Source organism: Sulfurivirga sp. (assembly GCF_015490265.1).
Lineage (GTDB): Bacteria > Pseudomonadota > Gammaproteobacteria > Thiomicrospirales > Thiomicrospiraceae > Sulfurivirga.
On the sequence record NZ_WFYD01000030.1, the window covers coordinates 1 to 18,216 of the forward strand.

Below are 18,216 nucleotides of genomic sequence, written 5' to 3' on the forward strand. Positions count from 1 at the left end.
CGCTGATGGGTGTGGGTGTGGCCAGCGGCGAGGACCGTGCCGTGAAGGCGGCCGAGGCGGCCATCAACAACCCGCTGCTGGAGGATGTGCGCGTCGAGGATGCCCGTGGTGTGCTGGTCAATGTGACCGCCGGTCCCGACCTGACCCTGTCTGAATGGGATGATGTGGGCAATCTGATCGAGAGTCTGGCCGACCAGAGCGCCGAGGTCATCGTGGGCACTTCCATCGATGAGACGCTGGAGGGCGAGCTGCGGGTGACCGTGGTGGCGACCGGTCTGGAGAGCGCCGGTGAGGCAAAGATGGAAATGCCCAGCGCACGGCGTCGCCGCCGTCAGCCCGAACCTCAGCCGCAGCCGGCACCCGTGCAGCCGGAGCAGCCCGTGGGACCGACTGTCAATGTGGCCCAGCCTGAGCCGGCGCCTGAACCGGTGCGTCCGGAGCCGGTTCGCCCTGAACCGATCCGTCCGGTTCCTCAGCCCGAGCCTCAGGTTCCGCCAGTTAACGGCCCTGTCAACACAACACTTGGCGGGACGGGCACGACCGGCGATCCCCTTCCGCTTGAAGTGGGTAATTATCTGGATATTCCGACCTTTCTGCGCAAGCAGGCCAACTGACCGCACCCATGCGTGACACGCTCCTCAGGCCCGAAGTCCGGTCGCTGATCGGGCGCGGGCTTTTTCTCGTTGTGCTGGGCGCTGTGCTGCTGGCCGAGGCCTGGAGCGTGGTGGTGATCGAGCAGTCCATCCGCAATGCGTCGGACGACTATGCCCGACTGATGCGGCAGCAGCGCAAGGTGCAGGCTGACTGGAGCCGCCTGGTGCTGGAGTATGGCCATCTCAGCGCGCCTGTGGCGCTGGAAAAGCGGGCACGTCGGCTGGGCATGACCTATCACCCCCCCGCGCAGACGATACTGCTGTATGAAGATTGAGGCATTGCGCAACGCCATCGGGCGGGAGCACGGGGTGCTGGCGCTGGTGTTGCTGGCCGCGCTGGTGATCGTGGCGCGTGCCTGGCTGGTGCAGGTGGAGCAGTCGCCGTTCCTGCTCAAGCAGGCGCAGGTGCGCCATGTGCGCACGATGACCCTGCCGGCGGCGCGCGGGGTCATCTACGACCGCAATGGACAGGTGCTGGCGCTGTCCACGCCGGTAGCGGACGTGTGGGTGGATCCCAGCCAGGCCTGCGGCAATCTGGGCGCGCTCAGGCCGTTGGCGAAGCTGCTGCATCAGGATGTCCGTTCGCTCGAACGCCGTGTCGGCGCGCGCTGCAAGGGGCATTTCATGTATCTGAAGCGCCAGGTGCTGCCGGATGTGGCGGATCGGGTCAGTCGGCTCAAGCTGCCGGGCGTCTATGTGACGCCCACATGGCGGCGCTATTATCCGCAGGCTGAGGTGGACGCCCATCTGATCGGCTTCACCAACATCGATGATGTGGGACAGGCCGGATTGGAGAAGGTTTATGACGGCTGGCTGCGGGGCACGCCCGGCCGGATCCGGGTGATCAAGGACCTCAAGGGGCATGTGGTGGATTTCCACGATACCGTGCACCCCGTCAAGCCTGGCCGGGACATGACGCTGGCGCTGGATCAGCGCATTCAGTATTTCACCTACCGGGCGCTCAAGCGGGCGATGATCATGCATCAGGCCCGCGCCGCCGCCGCGGTGGTGCTGGACGCCCACACCGGCGAGATCCTGGCCATGGCCAGCCAGCCCGGCTACAACCCCAACGACCGCAGTCAGATCCGTCCGTCCGCCACGAGAAACCATGCGGTGTCGGATCTGATAGAGCCCGGCTCCACCATCAAGCCGCTGGTGATGGCCCGGGCGCTGCAGGAAGGCAAGGTGGCGCTGGATGAGCGCATCGACACCTCGCCCGGTCGGTTGCGGGTGGACGACCGCATCGTGCGGGACGATCACGACAAGGGCGTGCTCACGCCGGAGGGCATCATTCAGCATTCCAGCAACGTGGGCATCGCCAGGATCGCTCTGCGCATGAAGCCCCGGGACATCTGGTCGCTGTTCCATGAGCTGGGGTTTGACCGGGACAGCGGTCTCTACCTGCATGGGGAGGCCATGGGGCGTCTGCGCACCGCGGATGTGTGGACGCCGGTGGAGCAGGCATGGGCCGCCTTCGGCTACGGTTTTCAGATCAACCTGCTGCAGCTGGCGCGCGCCTATCTTGTGCTGGCCAATGACGGCGCCATGCTGCCGCTGTCGCTGTTCAGGCTGGATCAGCCGCCGCAGCCGGAGCGGCAGGTGCTCGACCCGGTAGCGGTGCGTCAGGTGCGCATGATGATGGAAAAGGTCACCGAGAAGGGCGGCACCGCCCCCAAGGCGCATATCGTGGGCTACAGTGTGGCCGGCAAGACCGGCACCGTGCACAAGGTGGGCGGCGACAGCTACAGCCTGAGCCGTTACCGGGCCCTGTTCGCCGGCATCGTGCCGGCGGACAACCCGGACATGGTGATGGTGGTGATGGTGGACGAGCCCAGCCGTGGCATCTATTACGGCGGCGAGGTGGCCGCCCCCATTTTCCGTGAAGTGATGACGCAGGCGCTGCGCCTTCGCAATGTGCCTCCGGACCGGGCAGAATGAAGACACTGAAACAGCTGGCAGACTGGTTGCGGATCGAATGGGCGGGTCCCGATCGCAAGCTGGGTGATCTGCATCTGGACAGTCGCAAGATCCGCCAGGGCGACGTGTTTGTCGCCCTGGCGGGCAGCCGGACCCATGGTCTGAGTTTCGCGCCGCAGGCGGCTGCCCGTGGGGCAGCGCTGATCCTGACGGATCGGCCCGATGCCCGCGTGCAGGGAATCCCCTGTCTGTCGGTGGCAGGTCTGGGTGACCGGCTGGGCGCGCTGGCACGCTGGTTCTATGACGCACCGGATGAGCGGCTGGCGGTCATCGGCGTGACAGGCACCAATGGGAAGAGCTCCACCTGCTGGTTCGTGGCGCAGCTGCTGGAAGGGCTGGATGTGCCCGCGGCGCTGATCGGCACGCTGGGCTGGGGGCGACCGGGACAGCTGCAGCCGCTGGCCAATACCACGCCGGACGCACCTACTCTGTACCGCTTGCTTCATGGTCTCGCGACCTCCGGCATCGAGGCGGTGGCCATGGAGGTCTCCTCTCACGCTATCGAGCTGGGACGGATCGACGGGCTTCGGTTCGACACGGTGGCGCTGACCCAGGTGCGTCGCGACCATCTGGACTTTCACGGTTCGGAAGAAGCCTACCGCGCCGCCAAGGCGCGCCTGTTCACCGACTGGCCCAGCCGCCGTCAGGTGCTCAATCTGGACGATGCGCTCGGGCGGGAACTGGCGACCCGCTGTCCGAATCCGGTGACCTACGGCACGGGGCCGGGCGCACAGGTGTGCTGCCGGCAGTTGACCGCCACCGAGAGCGGTCTGACAGGCATCATCGGCTTCCAGCATGAAGAAAAGCCCTGCAGGACGCCGATTCTGGGACTTTTCAACGGGGAAAATCTGGCCGCCGCGCTGGCGATCGTGGAAAAATGGGGGAGACCCCATCATGAAAGGCTGATTGAAGGACTTGCGGCGTTGCGGCCACTGGAGGGACGCATGGAAAAGGTTCGCGACAACCCCACCGTCATCATTGACTACGCTCACACGCCCGATGGGCTTGAAGCACTGCTGGAGAGCGTGCGCGCCCACTGGCCCGACCGGACGCTATGGCTGGTGTTCGGGGCCGGCGGTGAGCGCGACCGGGGCAAGCGCAGACTGATGGGGGAGGTGGCCGACCGGCTGGCCGACCGCATCATCCTCACCAGCGACAATCCGCGCTGTGAGGATCCTCACGCCATCATGGCGCAGGTGGCCGAAGGCATCAGCCGCCCCCACAAGCAGGTGCCCGACCGGGCGCGTGCGATCCAGATCGCCATGCAGTGCGCGGCCGATGACGATGTGGTGGTCATCGCAGGCAAGGGGCACGAACGCACCCAGCAGTTCTGTGGTGAAACACGCCCCTTTTCCGATCGGGACGAAGCCCTCAAATGGCGGCGCTGACCTTTCCGCTGGCGGAGATCTTCCCCCTGCTTGGGTGTGCGTCCGTGCCCGACGAGGCAAAACGGGTGGTCACCGACAGTCGCACGCTTGAGTCGGGCGACCTGTTCGTGGCCATCCGGGGTGAGCGTTTTGACGGCCACCGCTTTGTGGCCGAAGCGGCGGCGCGGGGCGCGGTGGCGGCCATAGTGGAGCAAACCGTGGACGCGCCACTGCCCCAGTGCCGTGTCGCGGACACCCGCCAGGCTTTCGGCGAGATCGCCCGCTGGCATCGGCGGCGCGTGCCGCTGAAGGCGCTGGTGGGGGTGACCGGCTCCAACGGCAAGACTTCCACCAAGGAGATGCTGGCCGCCATCCTGTCGGCAGAGGCGCCGACACTGGCCACGGCGGGCAATCTCAACAATGAGCTGGGGGTGCCCCGGACCCTGCTGCGGCTGGAAAGGACACACCGCTTCGCCGTGGTAGAGATGGGCGCCAATCATGAGGGTGAGATCGCCCGCGTGGCCGCTCTGGCGGAACCGGATGTGGGCGTCATCACTCAGGCGGCACCGGCCCATATCGGTGAATTCGGTTCGCTGGAGACGATCATCCGCACCAAGGGGGAACTGATCGACGCCCTGCCGGCAGGCGGTGCGATCGTGCTCAACCGTGACAGCGTCGGCTTCAACAGCTGGCAGGCCCGCGCCCATGCGCGGCGTGTCGAGGTGATCGACTTCGGTCGGGATGAGCGGTCCAGGGTGCGCCTGCTGGCGGTGACACAGGCGGTGGACGGAGTGCGCTGCCGACTGATCGATCTGCACGGGCGGCAGCGCAGCCTCTTCATGCCGGTATGGGGGCCACATCATGCCCATAACGCTGCGGCGGCCATCGCCGCGGCACAGTATCTGGGCGTGGATTGGTCGCGGATTGAACAGGCGCTCGCGGGCTTTCGGGGCGCACCCGGGCGCATGCAGCCCGTTGCGCTGGCCACGGGCGGCTGGCTGGTGGACGACAGCTATAATGCCAATCCCGCATCGGTACGGGCCGCCGTCGAGGCGCTGATCGCGCAGGATGGCCCCGTGCTGGTGTGCCTCGGTCCGCTGGCGGAGCTGGGCGCACGGGAGCGTGACGAGCTGGCCCGTCTGGGCGACTGGATGAGGGAAGCGGGGGTGGCGCGCCTGTGGGGGCTGGACATGCCGCTGCTGCCCGCCGTCGAAGCCTTTGGCGACGGGGCCCAGATTTTCATGGATCACGCCGCGCTTGCGCAGGCGCTGGGGGATTTTCTGCAACGGGACGCGCGTCCCTGGCGAGTGCTGGTGAAGGGCTCACGCAGCGCCGCCATGGAGCGGGTCATTGATCATCTGAGACAGACACATGCTGCTTTATTTGACTGACTGGCTGATGCAGTTCGAGCCCGCTTTCCGGGTGTTCCACTACATCACTCTGCGGGCCATTCTGGCAACCCTGACCGCGCTGGTGACCTCTTTTGTGATCGGGCCGGGCGTCATCCGCTGGCTGACGCGCCTGAAGGTGGGGCAGGCCATACGCGAGGATGGCCCGCAGACCCATCTGGTCAAGGCGGGCACGCCCACCATGGGCGGAGTGATGATCCTGTTCTCCATCGCCCTGGCGGTGCTGCTGTGGGGGGATCTGACCAACCCGTGGCTGGTGACGGCATTGCTGACCACGCTCGCCTTCGGCGTCATCGGATTCGTGGACGATTACAAGAAGGTGGTCTATCGGGATCCCAACGGCATGAAGGCGCGCCACAAATACCTGCTTCAGTCCATCGTGGGGCTGGCGGCTGCATGGACCCTCTATCATCTGGGGCCGCCGGAGGTGATGAGTCACCTGCTGATCCCCTTCATGAAGGACACTTGGCTGCCGCTGGGGGCGCTCGGTGCCGTGGTGCTTGGGTATTTCGTCATCGTGGGCAGCTCCAACGCGGTCAACCTGACCGACGGGCTGGACGGACTGGCCATTCTGCCCACCGCCATGGTGGCCGGGGCACTGGGCATTTTCGCCTATGTGAGCGGCCACAGCGTTTTCGCCCACTATCTGCACATTCCCTACCTGCCCGGTGTCGGAGAGCTGGCCATCTTCGCCGGCGCCATGGTGGGCGCCGGGCTGGGGTTTCTGTGGTTCAACGCCCATCCGGCCCAGGTGTTCATGGGCGATGTGGGCTCCCTGGCGCTGGGTGCGGCGCTGGGCGTGCTGGCCATTGCCACCCGTCAGGAGCTGGTGCTGTTCATCATGGGCGGCGTGTTCGTCATGGAGACCATCTCGGTGATTCTGCAGGTGGGCTCCTACAAGCTGCGGGGCAAGCGCATCTTTCTGATGGCGCCCATTCACCACCATTTCGAGCAGAAGGGGTGGCATGAGTCACAGGTCATCGTGCGCTTCTGGATCATTACCATCATTCTGGTGCTGGTGGGATTGGCCAGCCTGAAGATCCGATGAGATACGGCGTCGTCGGACTGGGGATGACCGGGCAGTCTGTGCTGCGCCACCTGCCGGCGGAGCAGGTGGCCTGGGCATGGGATACCCGTGAGGATTTCGATCTGACAGGTCTGCGCCAGTCCCATCCTGACATTCGATTCCATGCCGGCGCCCTGCCGGATGCGGCCTGGGACGAAGTGGACGCACTGGTGGTGAGCCCGGGGCTGGCCATGGCCGACCCGCTGCTGGCACCGGCCCGTGTTCGGGCGCTGCCCATCGTCGGGGACATCGAGCTGTTCGCCCGCGCCGTGGACCGCCCGGTGATCGCCATTACCGGTTCCAACGGCAAGAGCACGGTCACCACGCTGGTGGCCGAGATGCTCAACGCCAGCGGCATCAGGGCGGTGGCCGGCGGTAATCTGGGCACGCCGGCGCTGGATCTGCTGAACCGGCCTGTGGACCTCTACGTGCTGGAACTGTCCAGCTTTCAGCTGGAAACCACCCGCAGTCTGGCGCCCTCGGCGGCGGCGCTGCTCAATGTGAGCGAGGACCACATGGACCGCTATGATGGCATGGACGATTACGTTGCCGCCAAGGCGCGCATCTTCAGCAATGCGCGGCGGGCCGTGGTGCCCCCAGAGCTGGCGGCTCTGGCGGATGGCGTGCCGGAGCGGGTGCGCTTCGATCTGACACCGCCGGCGGCGGAGGCGGATTTCGGGGTGGCGACAGGCTGGCTCGTGCGGGGAGAGACCCGGCTGATGCCGGTCTCGGAACTGCCGCTGCCCATGGCCCACATGCAGAAGAACGTGCTGGCGGCGCTGGCGCTGGTGCGTCCCTTCGTGACGGATCTTTCGCCGGCGCTGGATGTGGCCCGTGGTTTTTCCGGGTTGGTGCATCGCACCGAACAGGTGGCTGTGCGCGATGGCGTGCGTTGGGTCAATGACTCCAAGGGCACCAATGTGGGCGCCACGGTGGCGGCGCTGGAGAGTTTCGCCGCCCTTGGGCCGGTGGTGCTGGTGGCCGGTGGTGTCGGCAAGGGGCAGGATTTTTCACCACTGCGGACGGCGGCGGCTCGGGCCTGCCGCGCCGTGGTCACCTACGGCGTTGACGGCCCACGCATTGCCGAGGCGCTGGAGGGCGCCGTGCCCGTGACGCAGCGGAAGACGCTGGAGGAGGCGCTCCATGTGGCGAGGTCGCAGGCCCGGCCCGGGGATACGGTGCTTCTTTCGCCCGCGTGCGCCAGTTTCGACCAGTTCGCCAACTATCAGGCCCGCGGCGAGGCCTTCCGTCAATGGGTTGAGGAACATGTCTGACACCGCCGTTCACTCCACGCCGCGCATGCCGGTGGATCCCTGGCTGGTGGGGGCGCTGCTGACCCTGATGGGGCTCGGGCTGACCATGGTGCTGTCGGCGTCCACCGCCTATGCCGAACGCCTGTATGGTTCGCCATGGCACTTCTTCATCCGGCAGGCGTTCGCCATGGCGCTGGGGCTGGGGCTGATGGCGGCGGCAGCGGTCACGCCCACGGAAATCTGGTACCGCTGGCGCGGGCGCCTGCTGCTGGGCACGTTGCTGCTGCTGGTGGCGGTGCTGATCGTGGGTCGGGAGGTCAATGGCGCCACCCGCTGGATCAGCCTCGGCATCATGAACTTCCAGCCGGCGGAGCTGGCCAAGCTGGTGACTGTCATCTTCATGGCCGGCTATCTGGCCCGTCACCTGCAGACGGTGCGGGAGAAATTCACCGGCATGCTGCGGCTGGCGCTGCCCTTCGGTCTGATGGCCTTTCTGCTGCTGCAGGAACCGGACTACGGCTCCACCTTCGTGATCATGGCGGTACTGACGGCCATGCTGCTGATCGCCGGTGCCCCTTGGCGCTATTTCGTGCTGACAGTGCTGCCCATGGCGACGGTGCTGGTGCTGCTGGTGGTCATGTCGCCCTACCGCATGGCGCGGGTGACCAGCTTTCTCGATCCCTGGGCGGATCCCTTCGGCAAGGGCTATCAGCTGGTACAGGCGCTCATCGCGCTGGGCAGCGGCGGCCTGACGGGCGTTGGCCTGGGACGGAGCGTGCAGAAACTGCTCTATCTCCCCGATGCCCACACGGACTTTCTCTTTTCCATCTACGGCGAGGAGTTCGGCTTCGTGGGCGTGGTGCTGCTGGCGGGACTCTATCTGTTCATCCTGTGGCGCGTGTTCGCCATCGGCCGGGCCGCGCTGGTGCGTGACAGGCTGTTCCAGGCCCAGCTGGCCTTCGGCGTCGGCGTGTGGTTCATGCTGCAGGCGCTGATCAACATGGGGGTCAATCTGGGGCTGTTTCCCACCAAGGGGCTGACGCTGCCGTTCTTCAGCTACGGTGGCTCCAGCGTGCTCATCTTCGCCATCGCCTTCGGCATCGTGCTGCGGGTGGACTGGGAGAACCGGCATGAAGCGGATTGAACGGCTCACCATCATGGCCGGCGGCACCGGCGGGCATGTCTTTCCCGGTCTGGCCATTGCCGAGGCGTTGCAGGCAAGAGGAGTGGAGGTGACCTGGCTGGGCACGGCGGGCGGCATGGAGCGCCGCTGGGTGGAAGAAGCCGGCCTGCCGTTCGAGGCCATCGATATCACCGGGCTGCGGGGCAAGGGCGTGACCGGCTGGCTGAAGGCACCGCTCAATGTCAGCCGCGCCGTGACGCAGGCGCGCCGGATTCTGCGTCGCCAGAGGCCACAGGCCGTGCTCGGCATGGGCGGTTTCGTTTGCGGACCGGGCGGACTGGCGGCCCGGTCGCTGGGGGTGCCGCTGTTTCTGCATGAGCAGAACGCCATTGGCGGGCTGACCAACCGCCTGCTGGCCCCCTTGAGCGAGGCGGTCTACGCGGGCTTCCCCTTTGTGGGCAAGCCGGTGGCGAAGGCCGAGGTGTTCGGCAATCCGGTGCGGGCCGAGATCGAGGCGGTGCCGTCATGGCGGGCCCATGACGGCCCGCCAAGGCTGCTGGTGCTGGGGGGCAGCCGGGGGGCACTGGCACTCAATCGCACGGTGCCGTCGGCACTGGCGCTGCTGGACAGGCCGGTCGAGGTGCGCCACCAGAGCGGACAGTTGACGTATGATGAGGCCCGTGCCGCCTATGAGGCGGGGGGCGTGACGGCGAAGGTGACGCCTTTCATCGATGATGTGGCCGCCGCCTATGCCTGGGCCGATCTGATCGTCTGCCGCGCCGGGGCGCTTACGGTGACGGAGGTCATGGCCGCGGGGCGGGCGGCGCTGTTCGTGCCCTTCCCTCATGCCGTAGATGACCATCAGCGCGCCAATGCCGCGCTGCCGGAACAGGCCGGTGCCGCCGAGGTGATCGTGCAGGAGGCGCTGACGCCGCAGCGTCTCGCCGCCAGTCTTGATCACTGGCTTGAGCCGGCACGGCTGGCGGAGGCCGGTGCGATCATGCGCCGCCTTTATCGTCCGCAGGCGGCGGCCCGCATCGTGGATGACATGCTTGAAAGGCTGCAGGAAGCGTGAAGGACCGTATTCGACACATTCATTTCATCGGAATCGGCGGGGTGGGCATGGCCGGCATCGCCGAAGTGTGCCGCAACCTGGGCTATGAGGTCAGCGGCAGTGATCTGAAGCCGTCCGCCAACACCCGGCACCTGGAAGCGCTGGGCGTGCGCGTGCACATCGGCCATCGGGCCGAAGCGGTGACGGGGGCCGACGTGGTGGTGGTCTCTTCCGCCGTGCCGGAGGACAACCCCGAGGTGCAGGCGGCCCGGGCGCAGCGCATTCCGGTCATTCCGCGCGCCATGATGCTGGCGGAGCTGATGCGCATGCGCTTCGGCATCGCCATCGCCGGCACCCATGGCAAGACCACCACCACCAGCCTGACGGCAGCGGTGCTGACAGAGGGCGAGCTGGATCCTACCTATGTGATTGGCGGGCGGCTCAATGCCACAGGTTCCCACGCCCGACTGGGCGCGAGCGAGTACATGGTGGCCGAGGCGGACGAGTCGGACGCCTCCTTTCTGCACCTGCTGCCCCACATGGCGGTGATCACCAACATTGAAGAGGATCACATGGTCACCTACGGGGGGGATTTCGAGCGGCTCAAGCAGACCTTCGTGCAGTTCGTGCAGCGCCTGCCCTTCTATGGAACGGTGATCGCCTGTCATGAGGATGAGACGGTGCGGGCGCTGATGCCCGCATTCGAGCGGCGTACGGTCACCTACGGCTTTGACGAGGCGGCGGACATCCGTGCCGAAAACGTTCGCTTTGACGGGTTGCGCAGCCATTTCGAGGTGGTGGCCGGCGAGCGGCGTTTTGCCGTCACGCTCAACATGCCCGGACGCCACAATGTGCTCAACGCGCTGGCAGCCACGGCCGTGGCGCTGGAGCTGGACGTGACGCCGGAGGCCATTGCACGGGCACTGGTGGGCTTTGCCGGCATCGGACGGCGCTTCAATGTGCGCGAGGTGACATTGGGCGGACGACGGGTGACGCTGGTGGATGACTATGGCCATCACCCCACCGAGGTGGCGGCCACACTGGCGGCTGCCCGGCAGGCATGGCCGGGACGGCGGCTGCATCTGGTCTTTCAGCTGCACCGCTTCACGCGCACGGCAGAGCAGTTCGACCGCTTCGTGCAGGTGTTGAGTCAGGCGGATGATGTGGTGCTGCCGCCGGTCTACGCTGCCGGGGAGACACCGATTGCCGGGGCTGACCACCGTAGCGTCGCCCAGGCAATGCGTGCGCAGGGCTACGCGCAGGTCAGCGCCGTGGGGGCGCTGGATGAGGTGGCGCCGGTGCTGGCGCCCCGCCTTGAGGAGGATGACGTGGTGGTGGTCATGGGAGCCGGGGATATCGGCCAATGGGCCAGGGAGGTGAGTCATGGGCACTGAGAAGAAGATCGCCGTGCTGATGGGCGGCGTCTCGGAAGAGCGGCCGGTTTCGCTGCGCAGCGGCGAGGCGGTGCTGGCGGCGTTGGAGCGTCAGGGCGTTGCGGCGCGGGGCTTCGATGTGCGCACGGGAGAAGAGGTGCGCAGGGCGGCCGCCTGGGCGGATGGCGTTTTCATCGCCCTGCACGGTCGCTGGGGGGAGGATGGCACGGTGCAGGCGCTGCTGGATGACTGCGGGGTGCCCTATACCGGCAGCGGCATGGCTGCATCGGCGCTGGCCATGGACAAGCTGCGCACCAAGTGGGTATGGCGGGGTGCGGGCCTGCCCACGCCGGATTTTCTGGTGGTGATGCGGGATGCGCCCTTCGAGCTGTCCCAGCTCGATTTTGGCTTTCCGGTCATGGTCAAGCCGGCAAGGGAAGGTTCCAGCATCGGCATTGCCCGTGCCGACACGCCGGAGGCGCTTCACACGGCGCTGGAGGCGGCGCTTGCGCTGGATCGGGAAGTGATCATCGAGCGCTGGATCGAGGGGGCGGAATACACCGTGGCGCTGGTGGGCGAACAGGTGCTGCCGGCCATCCGCATTGAGACGCCACGCACCTTCTACGACTATGAGGCCAAGTATCACTCGGATCAGACCCGCTATCACTGCCCCTGCGGGCTGGATGCGGTGCGCGAGGGCGAGCTGGCGGAGCTGGCTGCCGCCGCCTTCGGATTGCTGGGCTGCGCCGGATGGGGGCGGGTGGACCTGATGGTGGATGAGCAGGGGCGGCCCTGGCTGATCGAGGTCAACACCGTGCCGGGCATGACCGATCATTCGCTGGTGCCCATGGCGGCGCGGCAGTACGGCTGGTCCTTTGACCGGCTGGTGATGGAAATTCTCGCGGCGGCCGGGCTGGCATGAGACGCAGGCTGCCGTGGCTGGTCGGGCTGCTGTTGCTGATTGCGGGGGTTCTGGCCCTGCTGTGGTGGCCGCGTATTGAAAAGCTGGAAGTCGCCGTGCCAGCAGGGTCGCCGGTGCAGCCCGAGACGCTGGCCAGACGCCTGCAGCCGTTCGTGGGGCGGCGTTTCATGGAACTGAGTCTGGCCGATGTGCGGCGTGCGGTAGTGGCGGATCCCTGGGTGGCGGAGGCCACGGTGCGGCGCATCTGGCCTGATCGACTCTCGGTCAGCGTGCGGCTGCAGAAGCCGGTGGCCCGTTGGGGGGAGACGGGGCTGGTCAATCCCCGCGGCGAGGTGTTCCATCCTGCCGACGTGACGGCGTGGCGACAGCTCCTGCCCCTGTGGAGTCCGGATGAGGCGGACGCTCCCCGTCTGCTGGCGGCGGCCCGCTGGCTGCGGACACAGACGAAGCTGATCGGCTGGACGCTGGTGGGGCTGACCCGTCACCCGGGCGGATCGCTGGAAACCCACTGGCTGCCGGCGCGCATCCTGTGGCTGGACGGGACGGATTACCGCAGTCAGTTCGAGCGCTTTCTGCGGGCGTGGCCGCAGGTGAAACCCGAACTCAGAGAGCAGGCGACCGAGGTGGATTTACGCTATAGTAATGGCTTTACCATCGTGGCCGCATCCAAGACGGACAAACGCAGGCGGAAGCAGACCCATGGCGCGAAAGAAACAGACTGAAGACATTCTCGTCGGCCTGGACATCGGCACCTCCAAGGTGGCGGCGGCCATCGGCCGCATCCGGGCGGATGGCACGCTGGAGGTGATCGGCTTCGGCAGCCACCCCTCCCGGGGGCTGAAGAAGGGCGTGGTGGTGGACATCGATTCCACGGTGCACGCCATTCAGAAGGCGATCGACGAGGCGGAGCGCATGGCTGGCATCGCCGTGGAGTCGGTCCATGTGGGCATCGCCGGCAGCCATGTCAAGAGCCGCAACTCCAACGGCATGGTGGCGATCCGCAACCGTGAGGTGACCCCGGAGGACATCGACCGGGTCATCGACTCGGCCAAGGCGGTGCCCATCTCCAGTGATGAGCGCCTGCTGCACGTGCTGCCGCAGAACTTCATCATCGACGGGCAGGCGGGCATCCGCCAGCCGGTGGGCATGGCCGGCGTGCGCCTGGAGGCGCAGGTGCATCTGATCACCGCGTCTCTGAGCGCGGTGCAGAACATCGTCAAGTGCGTCCAGCGCTGCAATCTGGAAGTGGGTGATGTGGTGCTGGAGCAGCTGGCCTCGGCTGAAGCGGTGCTCTCGGAGGACGAGAAGGAACTGGGCGTCTGTCTGGTCGATATCGGTGGCGGCACAACGGACATCGCCATCTTCCATCAGGGCGCCATTCACCATACCGGCGTGATCGACGTGGCCGGTGACCAGGTGACCAACGACATCGCCTACGGCCTGCGCACGCCGGCCCCCGCGGCGGAAGAGATCAAGAAGAAGTACGGCGCCTGCCTGCCGACGCTGGTCAATGACGAGGACATCGAAGTGCCAAGCGTGGGGGACCGGCCGGCTCGCTGCATCAGTCGCAAGCTGCTGGCCGAGATCATCCAGCCTCGCTATGAGGAGCTGTTCCAGCTGATTCACACTCACCATCTACAGGAGCGGGGATTTGCCAATCTGGTGGGGGCCGGCGTGGTGCTCACCGGCGGCACCAGCCGCATGCCCGGCGCGGTGGAGCTGGCCGAGGAGGTGTTCAACATGCCGGTGCGCCTGGGCGCCCCGGCGCGCCTGGAAGGGGTCAGCGAGAATCTGGAAGCGCCCGAATACGCCACGACGGTGGGACTGTTGCGCCATGCGGCCGCCAACCATCGGCGCAATGGCGGTCAGAGCGCGCGGCGCGGACTGGATCTGAGTCAGGCGAGCAACCTGCTCGAGCGCATGAAGCGCTGGTTCGCCAGCAGCTTCTGAACGGGACAGCGGTCTGTTCCGCCCCCGCATGTTAGAATGCCGCGCCTGCACAGTCGTTTGGAAAACCCGTGAAACAGAGAACCCTCGCCCATCCCATCTCCGCCCGCGGTGTCGGGCTGCACACCGGTCAGGAAGCCCTGATGACCCTGCGTCCGGCGCCGGCTGACACGGGCATCGTCTTCCGTCGTGTGGACCGCGATCCCGTGGTCGAGTTCCAGGTGTCGCCGCAGGCGGTGGGGGAGACGACGCTGTGCACCACCATCGTGCGCGACGGCGTCAAGATCGCCACCATCGAGCACCTGATGTCGGCGCTGGCCGGACTGGGCGTGGACAATGTCTATATCGACATTGACGCCGACGAGGTGCCGATCATGGACGGCAGCGCCTCCCATTTCGTCTTTCTGCTGCAGGCGGCCGGGGTGAAGATGCTCAAGGCGCCCAAGCGCTTCGTGCGCATTCTCAAGCCGGTGCGGGTGGAGAACGACAAGGGCGGCTGGGCCGAGTTCCATCCCTATGACGGCTTCCGCCTGACCTTCTCCATCGAGTTTGACCATCCCGCCTTCCGGCAGACGGCGGAGCGCATGACGCTGGAGTTTTCCTCCACCGCCTATCTCAAGGAAGTGAGCCGGGCGCGCACCTTCGGCTTCTACCGGGACATCGAAACCCTGCGTCAGCACAATCTGGCGCTGGGCGCCAGCCTTGAAAACGCCATCGGCCTGGACGACAACGGTGTGATGAACGAGGGTGGGCTGCGCAACCGGGACGAGTTCGTGCGCCACAAGATTCTCGACGCCGTGGGGGATCTCTACATGCTGGGCCATCCGGTGCTGGGCGAGTTCGTGGCCCACAAGTCAGGCCATGCCCTCAACAACGCGTTGCTGCGGGCGCTGCTGGATGATGAGACGGCCTGGGAGATGGTCACCATTCCCGAGGGCAGCACCCCCATCTCCTACGGCAGCAGCAAGATCGTCATCTGATCTGCGGGTGCTGTCTGTTCCTTCACCGACGCTGCCGGCGCAGGGTGTCGGCCAGTTTTCTCAGTCTTTCCTGAAGCTTTGGGTGCTGGATGCTGTCGGCCAGCTGGGTCAACTGCTCGGGTGTTTCGGGCGGTGGCGGTGTGGCCCGGCGCACTGGACGTCGAGATGGCCGTTCGGCCGGGCGTACATGGGTGCGAACGCGCTGTGGCCGGGGCAGGCCGGCGTCCTTCAGCGCGTCCAGCAGCGCCAGCTGGCTCTGATGCAGCCGTGTGGCCCAGGCGGGGCTGTCCAGCCACACGTGGAGAGCGTCATCCCGCAGGGCCACGGCCACGATGTGGGGCCGCAGGGAAGGGGGCGCGGCCCGCGCCACCCGTTCATGCAGGCCACGGTAGTGTTCCACCGCCTCCCGCAGGGCGGTCCAGGTGGCGTGCTGCTGCAGTCTTCTGGCACTTTTCATGTGGTATGATTTCACGGTTTTTCACTTTCCCTATTAAAGCACAGCATCCATGATCACGAACCTGTTCCGCAAGCTGATTGGCACCCGCAACGACCGTCTTCTGAAGCAGTATCGCCGCCGGGTCGAGCGCATCAACGCGCTGGAGCCGGAGATTCAGGCGCTTTCCGACGACGCCCTCAGGGGCAAGACGGACGATTTCCGCGAGCGGCTGGACAAGGGCGAGACGCTGGACGATCTGCTGGAGGAGGCCTTCGCCGTCGCCCGCGAGGCCAGCCGCCGCGTGCTGGGCATGCGCCACTATGACGTGCAGCTGATCGGCGGCATGGCGCTGCACGAGGGCAAGATCGCCGAGATGCGCACCGGTGAGGGCAAGACGCTGGTGGCCACCCTGGCGGCCTATCTCAATGCACTCTCCGGCGAGGGGGTGCACGTGGTTACGGTCAACGACTATCTGGCCCGGCGGGACGCCGAGTGGATGGGGCGGCTCTACGGCTGGCTGGGCCTGACCACCGGCGTCATCGCCAGCGGGCAGAGCGCCGAGGAGAAGCGTCAGGCCTATGCCGCCGACATCACCTACGGCACCAACAATGAGTTCGGGTTCGACTACCTGCGCGACAACATGGTGTTCTCGCCGGAGGAGCGGGTCATGCGCGGGCTCAACTACGCCATCGTGGATGAGGTGGACTCCATTCTCATCGACGAGGCGCGCACGCCGCTGATCATCTCCGGCCCGGCGGAGGAGCGGGCCGAGATCTATGTCAAGGTCAACGAGATCGTGCCCCATCTGGAACGGGGCGAGGCAGACGAGGAGAACCACACCGCCACCGGCGACTATGTGGTGGACGAGAAGGACAAACAGGTCTATCTGACCGATCAGGGCCATGAGAAGGTGGAGCGGCTGCTGAACGAAGCCGGCCTGCTGCCGGAGGGCGAGAGCCTGTATGACGCGCGCCACATCGGTCTGATGCATCATGTCAACGCCGCGCTGCGGGCCAATGTGCTCTACCAGCGCAACAAGGACTACATCGTCGAGAACGGCGAGATCGTGATCATCGACGAGTTCACCGGTCGCAAGATGCCGGGGCGGCGATGGTCCGAGGGGCTGCATCAGGCCATCGAGGCCAAGGAGGGCGTGGCCATTCAGGCGGAGAACCAGACGCTGGCCTCCATCACCTTCCAGAACTACTTCCGCCTCTACAAGAAGCTGGCCGGCATGACCGGCACCGCCGACACCGAGGCGGGCGAGTTCATGCAGACCTATGGCCTTGAGGTGGTGCAGATACCGCCCAACAGGCCCACCCAGCGCATCGACCATCCGGATCTGGTGTTCCTGGACATGCCCTCCAAGCTGGATGCCATCGTCAAGGAGGTCAAGGCCAGCCATGAGAAAGGGCAGCCGGTGCTGGTGGGCACCGCCTCCATCGAGATGTCCGAGGTGATCTCCAGCCGGCTGAAGCAGGCGGGCATTCCCCACAATGTGCTCAACGCCAAGAACCACGAGCGCGAGGCGCACATCATCGCCAACGCCGGCATGCCCGGTGCGGTGACCGTCGCCACCAACATGGCCGGGCGGGGCACCGACATCATGCTGGGCGGCAATCTGGAGATGGAGCTGGAGGCGCTTGGCGAGGATGCCACCGAGGAACAGAAGGAGGCCGTGCGCAAGGCGTGGCAGGAACGCCACGAGCAGGTCAAGCAGCTGGGTGGCCTGAAGGTGATCGGCACCGAGCGGCACGAGTCCCGCCGCATCGACAACCAGCTGCGCGGCCGCTCCGGCCGTCAGGGCGACCCGGGCGAGAGCCGCTTCTACCTGTCGCTGGACGACGATCTGATGCGCATCTTCGCCTCCGACCGCATCAAGGCGATGATGCAGAAGCTGGGCATGAAGCCGGGCGAGCCCATCGAGCACCGCATGGTCACCCGCGCCATCGAGAGTGCTCAGAAGAAGGTGGAGGGGCGCAATCAGGACATCCGCGCCAACCTGCTCAAGTATGACGACGTGGCCAACGAGCAGCGCAAGGTGGTCTACGCCCAGCGCAACGAACTGCTGGAAGCGGAGGACATCGGCGAGATCATCGACGCCATGCGCGAGGATGTGGTCAACGAGGTGATCGACCAGTATGTGCCGCCGGGCTCGCTGGACGAGCAGTGGGATCTGGGCGGGCTGGAAACCGCGCTCAAGGAGCGTTTCGGCGTGGAGTTGCCGGTGGCCCGCTGGGTGGAGGAGGACACTTCGCTCAATGAACCGGCCCTGCGCGAGCGCATTGTCGAGGCGGTGCGTCAGGCCTACGCCGACAAGGTGGCACAGGCCGGCGAGGAGAACATGCGCCACTTCGAGAAGGCGGTGCTGTTGCAGACGCTGGACAGTCTCTGGCGCGAGCACCTCAACGCCATGGACTACCTGCGCAAGGGCATCCACCTGCGCGGCTACGCCCAGAAGGACCCCTTCCAGGAATACAAGCGCGAGGCGTTCGAAATGTTCCAGGCCTTTCTGGAGAACGTCAAGCGCGAGACCATCGAGGTGCTCTCCAGGGTGACTGTCGCCAGCGAGGAGGAGATCGCCGAACTGGAGGCGCAGGAGCAGCAGCGACTGGCCCAGCTGGAGGCGGTGCATCAGAGTCTGGACGAGATGGGC

15 protein-coding genes and 1 pseudogene are annotated in these 18,216 nt (G+C 66.3%); 15 read left to right on the plus strand and 1 reads right to left on the minus strand.

All coding sequences use genetic code 11. The features are described 5' to 3' along the window. The 14 genes and pseudogenes from F8K16_RS02235 to lpxC all read left to right on the plus strand — a co-directional run. Nucleotides 1–614 (plus strand): annotated as a pseudogene (locus tag F8K16_RS02235) (cell division protein FtsZ); the annotation flags it as partial. Between the two features lie 8 nt (nucleotides 615–622). Then, nucleotides 623–928 (plus strand): cell division protein FtsL, encoded by a 306-nt coding sequence (locus F8K16_RS02240; RefSeq protein ID WP_294946350.1) that lies wholly within the window; start codon nucleotides 623–625, stop codon nucleotides 926–928. Beyond that, nucleotides 918–2,591, plus strand: a complete 1,674-nt coding sequence (locus F8K16_RS02245; protein ID WP_294946353.1) for a penicillin-binding protein 2 — start codon at nucleotides 918–920, stop codon at nucleotides 2,589–2,591. Before F8K16_RS02240 ends, F8K16_RS02245 begins: the two co-directional genes overlap by 11 nt. Further along, complete coding sequence (locus F8K16_RS02250) at nucleotides 2,588–4,018, plus strand: UDP-N-acetylmuramoyl-L-alanyl-D-glutamate--2,6-diaminopimelate ligase (RefSeq protein WP_294946355.1); 1,431 nt, start codon at nucleotides 2,588–2,590, stop codon at nucleotides 4,016–4,018. Before F8K16_RS02245 ends, F8K16_RS02250 begins: the two co-directional genes overlap by 4 nt. Continuing rightward, on the plus strand, nucleotides 4,006–5,388 hold the full coding sequence (murF, locus tag F8K16_RS02255) for a UDP-N-acetylmuramoyl-tripeptide--D-alanyl-D-alanine ligase (RefSeq protein WP_294946357.1): 1,383 nt from the start codon (nucleotides 4,006–4,008) through the stop codon (nucleotides 5,386–5,388). Before F8K16_RS02250 ends, murF begins: the two co-directional genes overlap by 13 nt. Then, on the plus strand, nucleotides 5,369–6,454 hold the full coding sequence (mraY, locus tag F8K16_RS02260; protein ID WP_294946360.1) for a phospho-N-acetylmuramoyl-pentapeptide-transferase: 1,086 nt from the start codon (nucleotides 5,369–5,371) through the stop codon (nucleotides 6,452–6,454). The genes murF and mraY overlap by 20 nt, the downstream gene beginning before the upstream one ends. Next, nucleotides 6,451–7,746, plus strand: coding sequence for a UDP-N-acetylmuramoyl-L-alanine--D-glutamate ligase (gene murD / locus F8K16_RS02265; protein ID WP_294946362.1), 1,296 nt, complete (start codon nucleotides 6,451–6,453; stop codon nucleotides 7,744–7,746). The genes mraY and murD overlap by 4 nt, the downstream gene beginning before the upstream one ends. Continuing rightward, nucleotides 7,739–8,869 carry a putative lipid II flippase FtsW gene (ftsW, locus tag F8K16_RS02270; protein WP_294946364.1) on the plus strand — a complete coding sequence of 377 codons (1,131 nt, stop codon included), beginning with the start codon at nucleotides 7,739–7,741 and terminating at the stop codon, nucleotides 8,867–8,869. Before murD ends, ftsW begins: the two co-directional genes overlap by 8 nt. Continuing rightward, a complete protein-coding gene (murG, locus tag F8K16_RS02275) occupies nucleotides 8,856–9,923 on the plus strand; it encodes an undecaprenyldiphospho-muramoylpentapeptide beta-N-acetylglucosaminyltransferase (RefSeq protein WP_294946367.1) in 1,068 nt (355 codons plus the stop codon). Before ftsW ends, murG begins: the two co-directional genes overlap by 14 nt. Beyond that, a complete protein-coding gene (gene murC, locus F8K16_RS02280; RefSeq protein WP_294946370.1) occupies nucleotides 9,920–11,296 on the plus strand; it encodes a UDP-N-acetylmuramate--L-alanine ligase in 1,377 nt (458 codons plus the stop codon). Before murG ends, murC begins: the two co-directional genes overlap by 4 nt. Beyond that, nucleotides 11,286–12,197 carry a D-alanine--D-alanine ligase gene (locus F8K16_RS02285; RefSeq protein ID WP_294946373.1) on the plus strand — a complete coding sequence of 304 codons (912 nt, stop codon included), beginning with the start codon at nucleotides 11,286–11,288 and terminating at the stop codon, nucleotides 12,195–12,197. The genes murC and F8K16_RS02285 overlap by 11 nt, the downstream gene beginning before the upstream one ends. Beyond that, nucleotides 12,194–12,919, plus strand: a complete 726-nt coding sequence (locus tag F8K16_RS02290) for an FtsQ-type POTRA domain-containing protein (RefSeq protein ID WP_294946375.1) — start codon at nucleotides 12,194–12,196, stop codon at nucleotides 12,917–12,919. The genes F8K16_RS02285 and F8K16_RS02290 overlap by 4 nt, the downstream gene beginning before the upstream one ends. Continuing rightward, a complete protein-coding gene (gene ftsA / locus F8K16_RS02295; protein ID WP_294946378.1) occupies nucleotides 12,897–14,147 on the plus strand; it encodes a cell division protein FtsA in 1,251 nt (416 codons plus the stop codon). The genes F8K16_RS02290 and ftsA overlap by 23 nt, the downstream gene beginning before the upstream one ends. Nucleotides 14,148–14,215: 68 nt before the next feature. Beyond that, on the plus strand, nucleotides 14,216–15,124 hold the full coding sequence (gene lpxC, locus F8K16_RS02300) for a UDP-3-O-acyl-N-acetylglucosamine deacetylase (protein ID WP_294946380.1): 909 nt from the start codon (nucleotides 14,216–14,218) through the stop codon (nucleotides 15,122–15,124). A 22-nt stretch (nucleotides 15,125–15,146) separates the two neighbouring features. On the opposite strand, the gene F8K16_RS02305 is transcribed toward lpxC, so the two are convergent. Continuing rightward, complete coding sequence (locus F8K16_RS02305; RefSeq protein ID WP_294946382.1) at nucleotides 15,147–15,581, minus strand: DciA family protein; 435 nt, start codon at nucleotides 15,579–15,581, stop codon at nucleotides 15,147–15,149. 49 nt (nucleotides 15,582–15,630) lie between these two features. On the opposite strand from F8K16_RS02305, the gene secA reads away from it, so the two are divergent. After that, nucleotides 15,631–18,216, plus strand: a 2,586-nt coding sequence (gene secA, locus F8K16_RS02310; RefSeq protein WP_294946384.1) for a preprotein translocase subunit SecA, incomplete at its 3' end; no start/stop codon positions are given.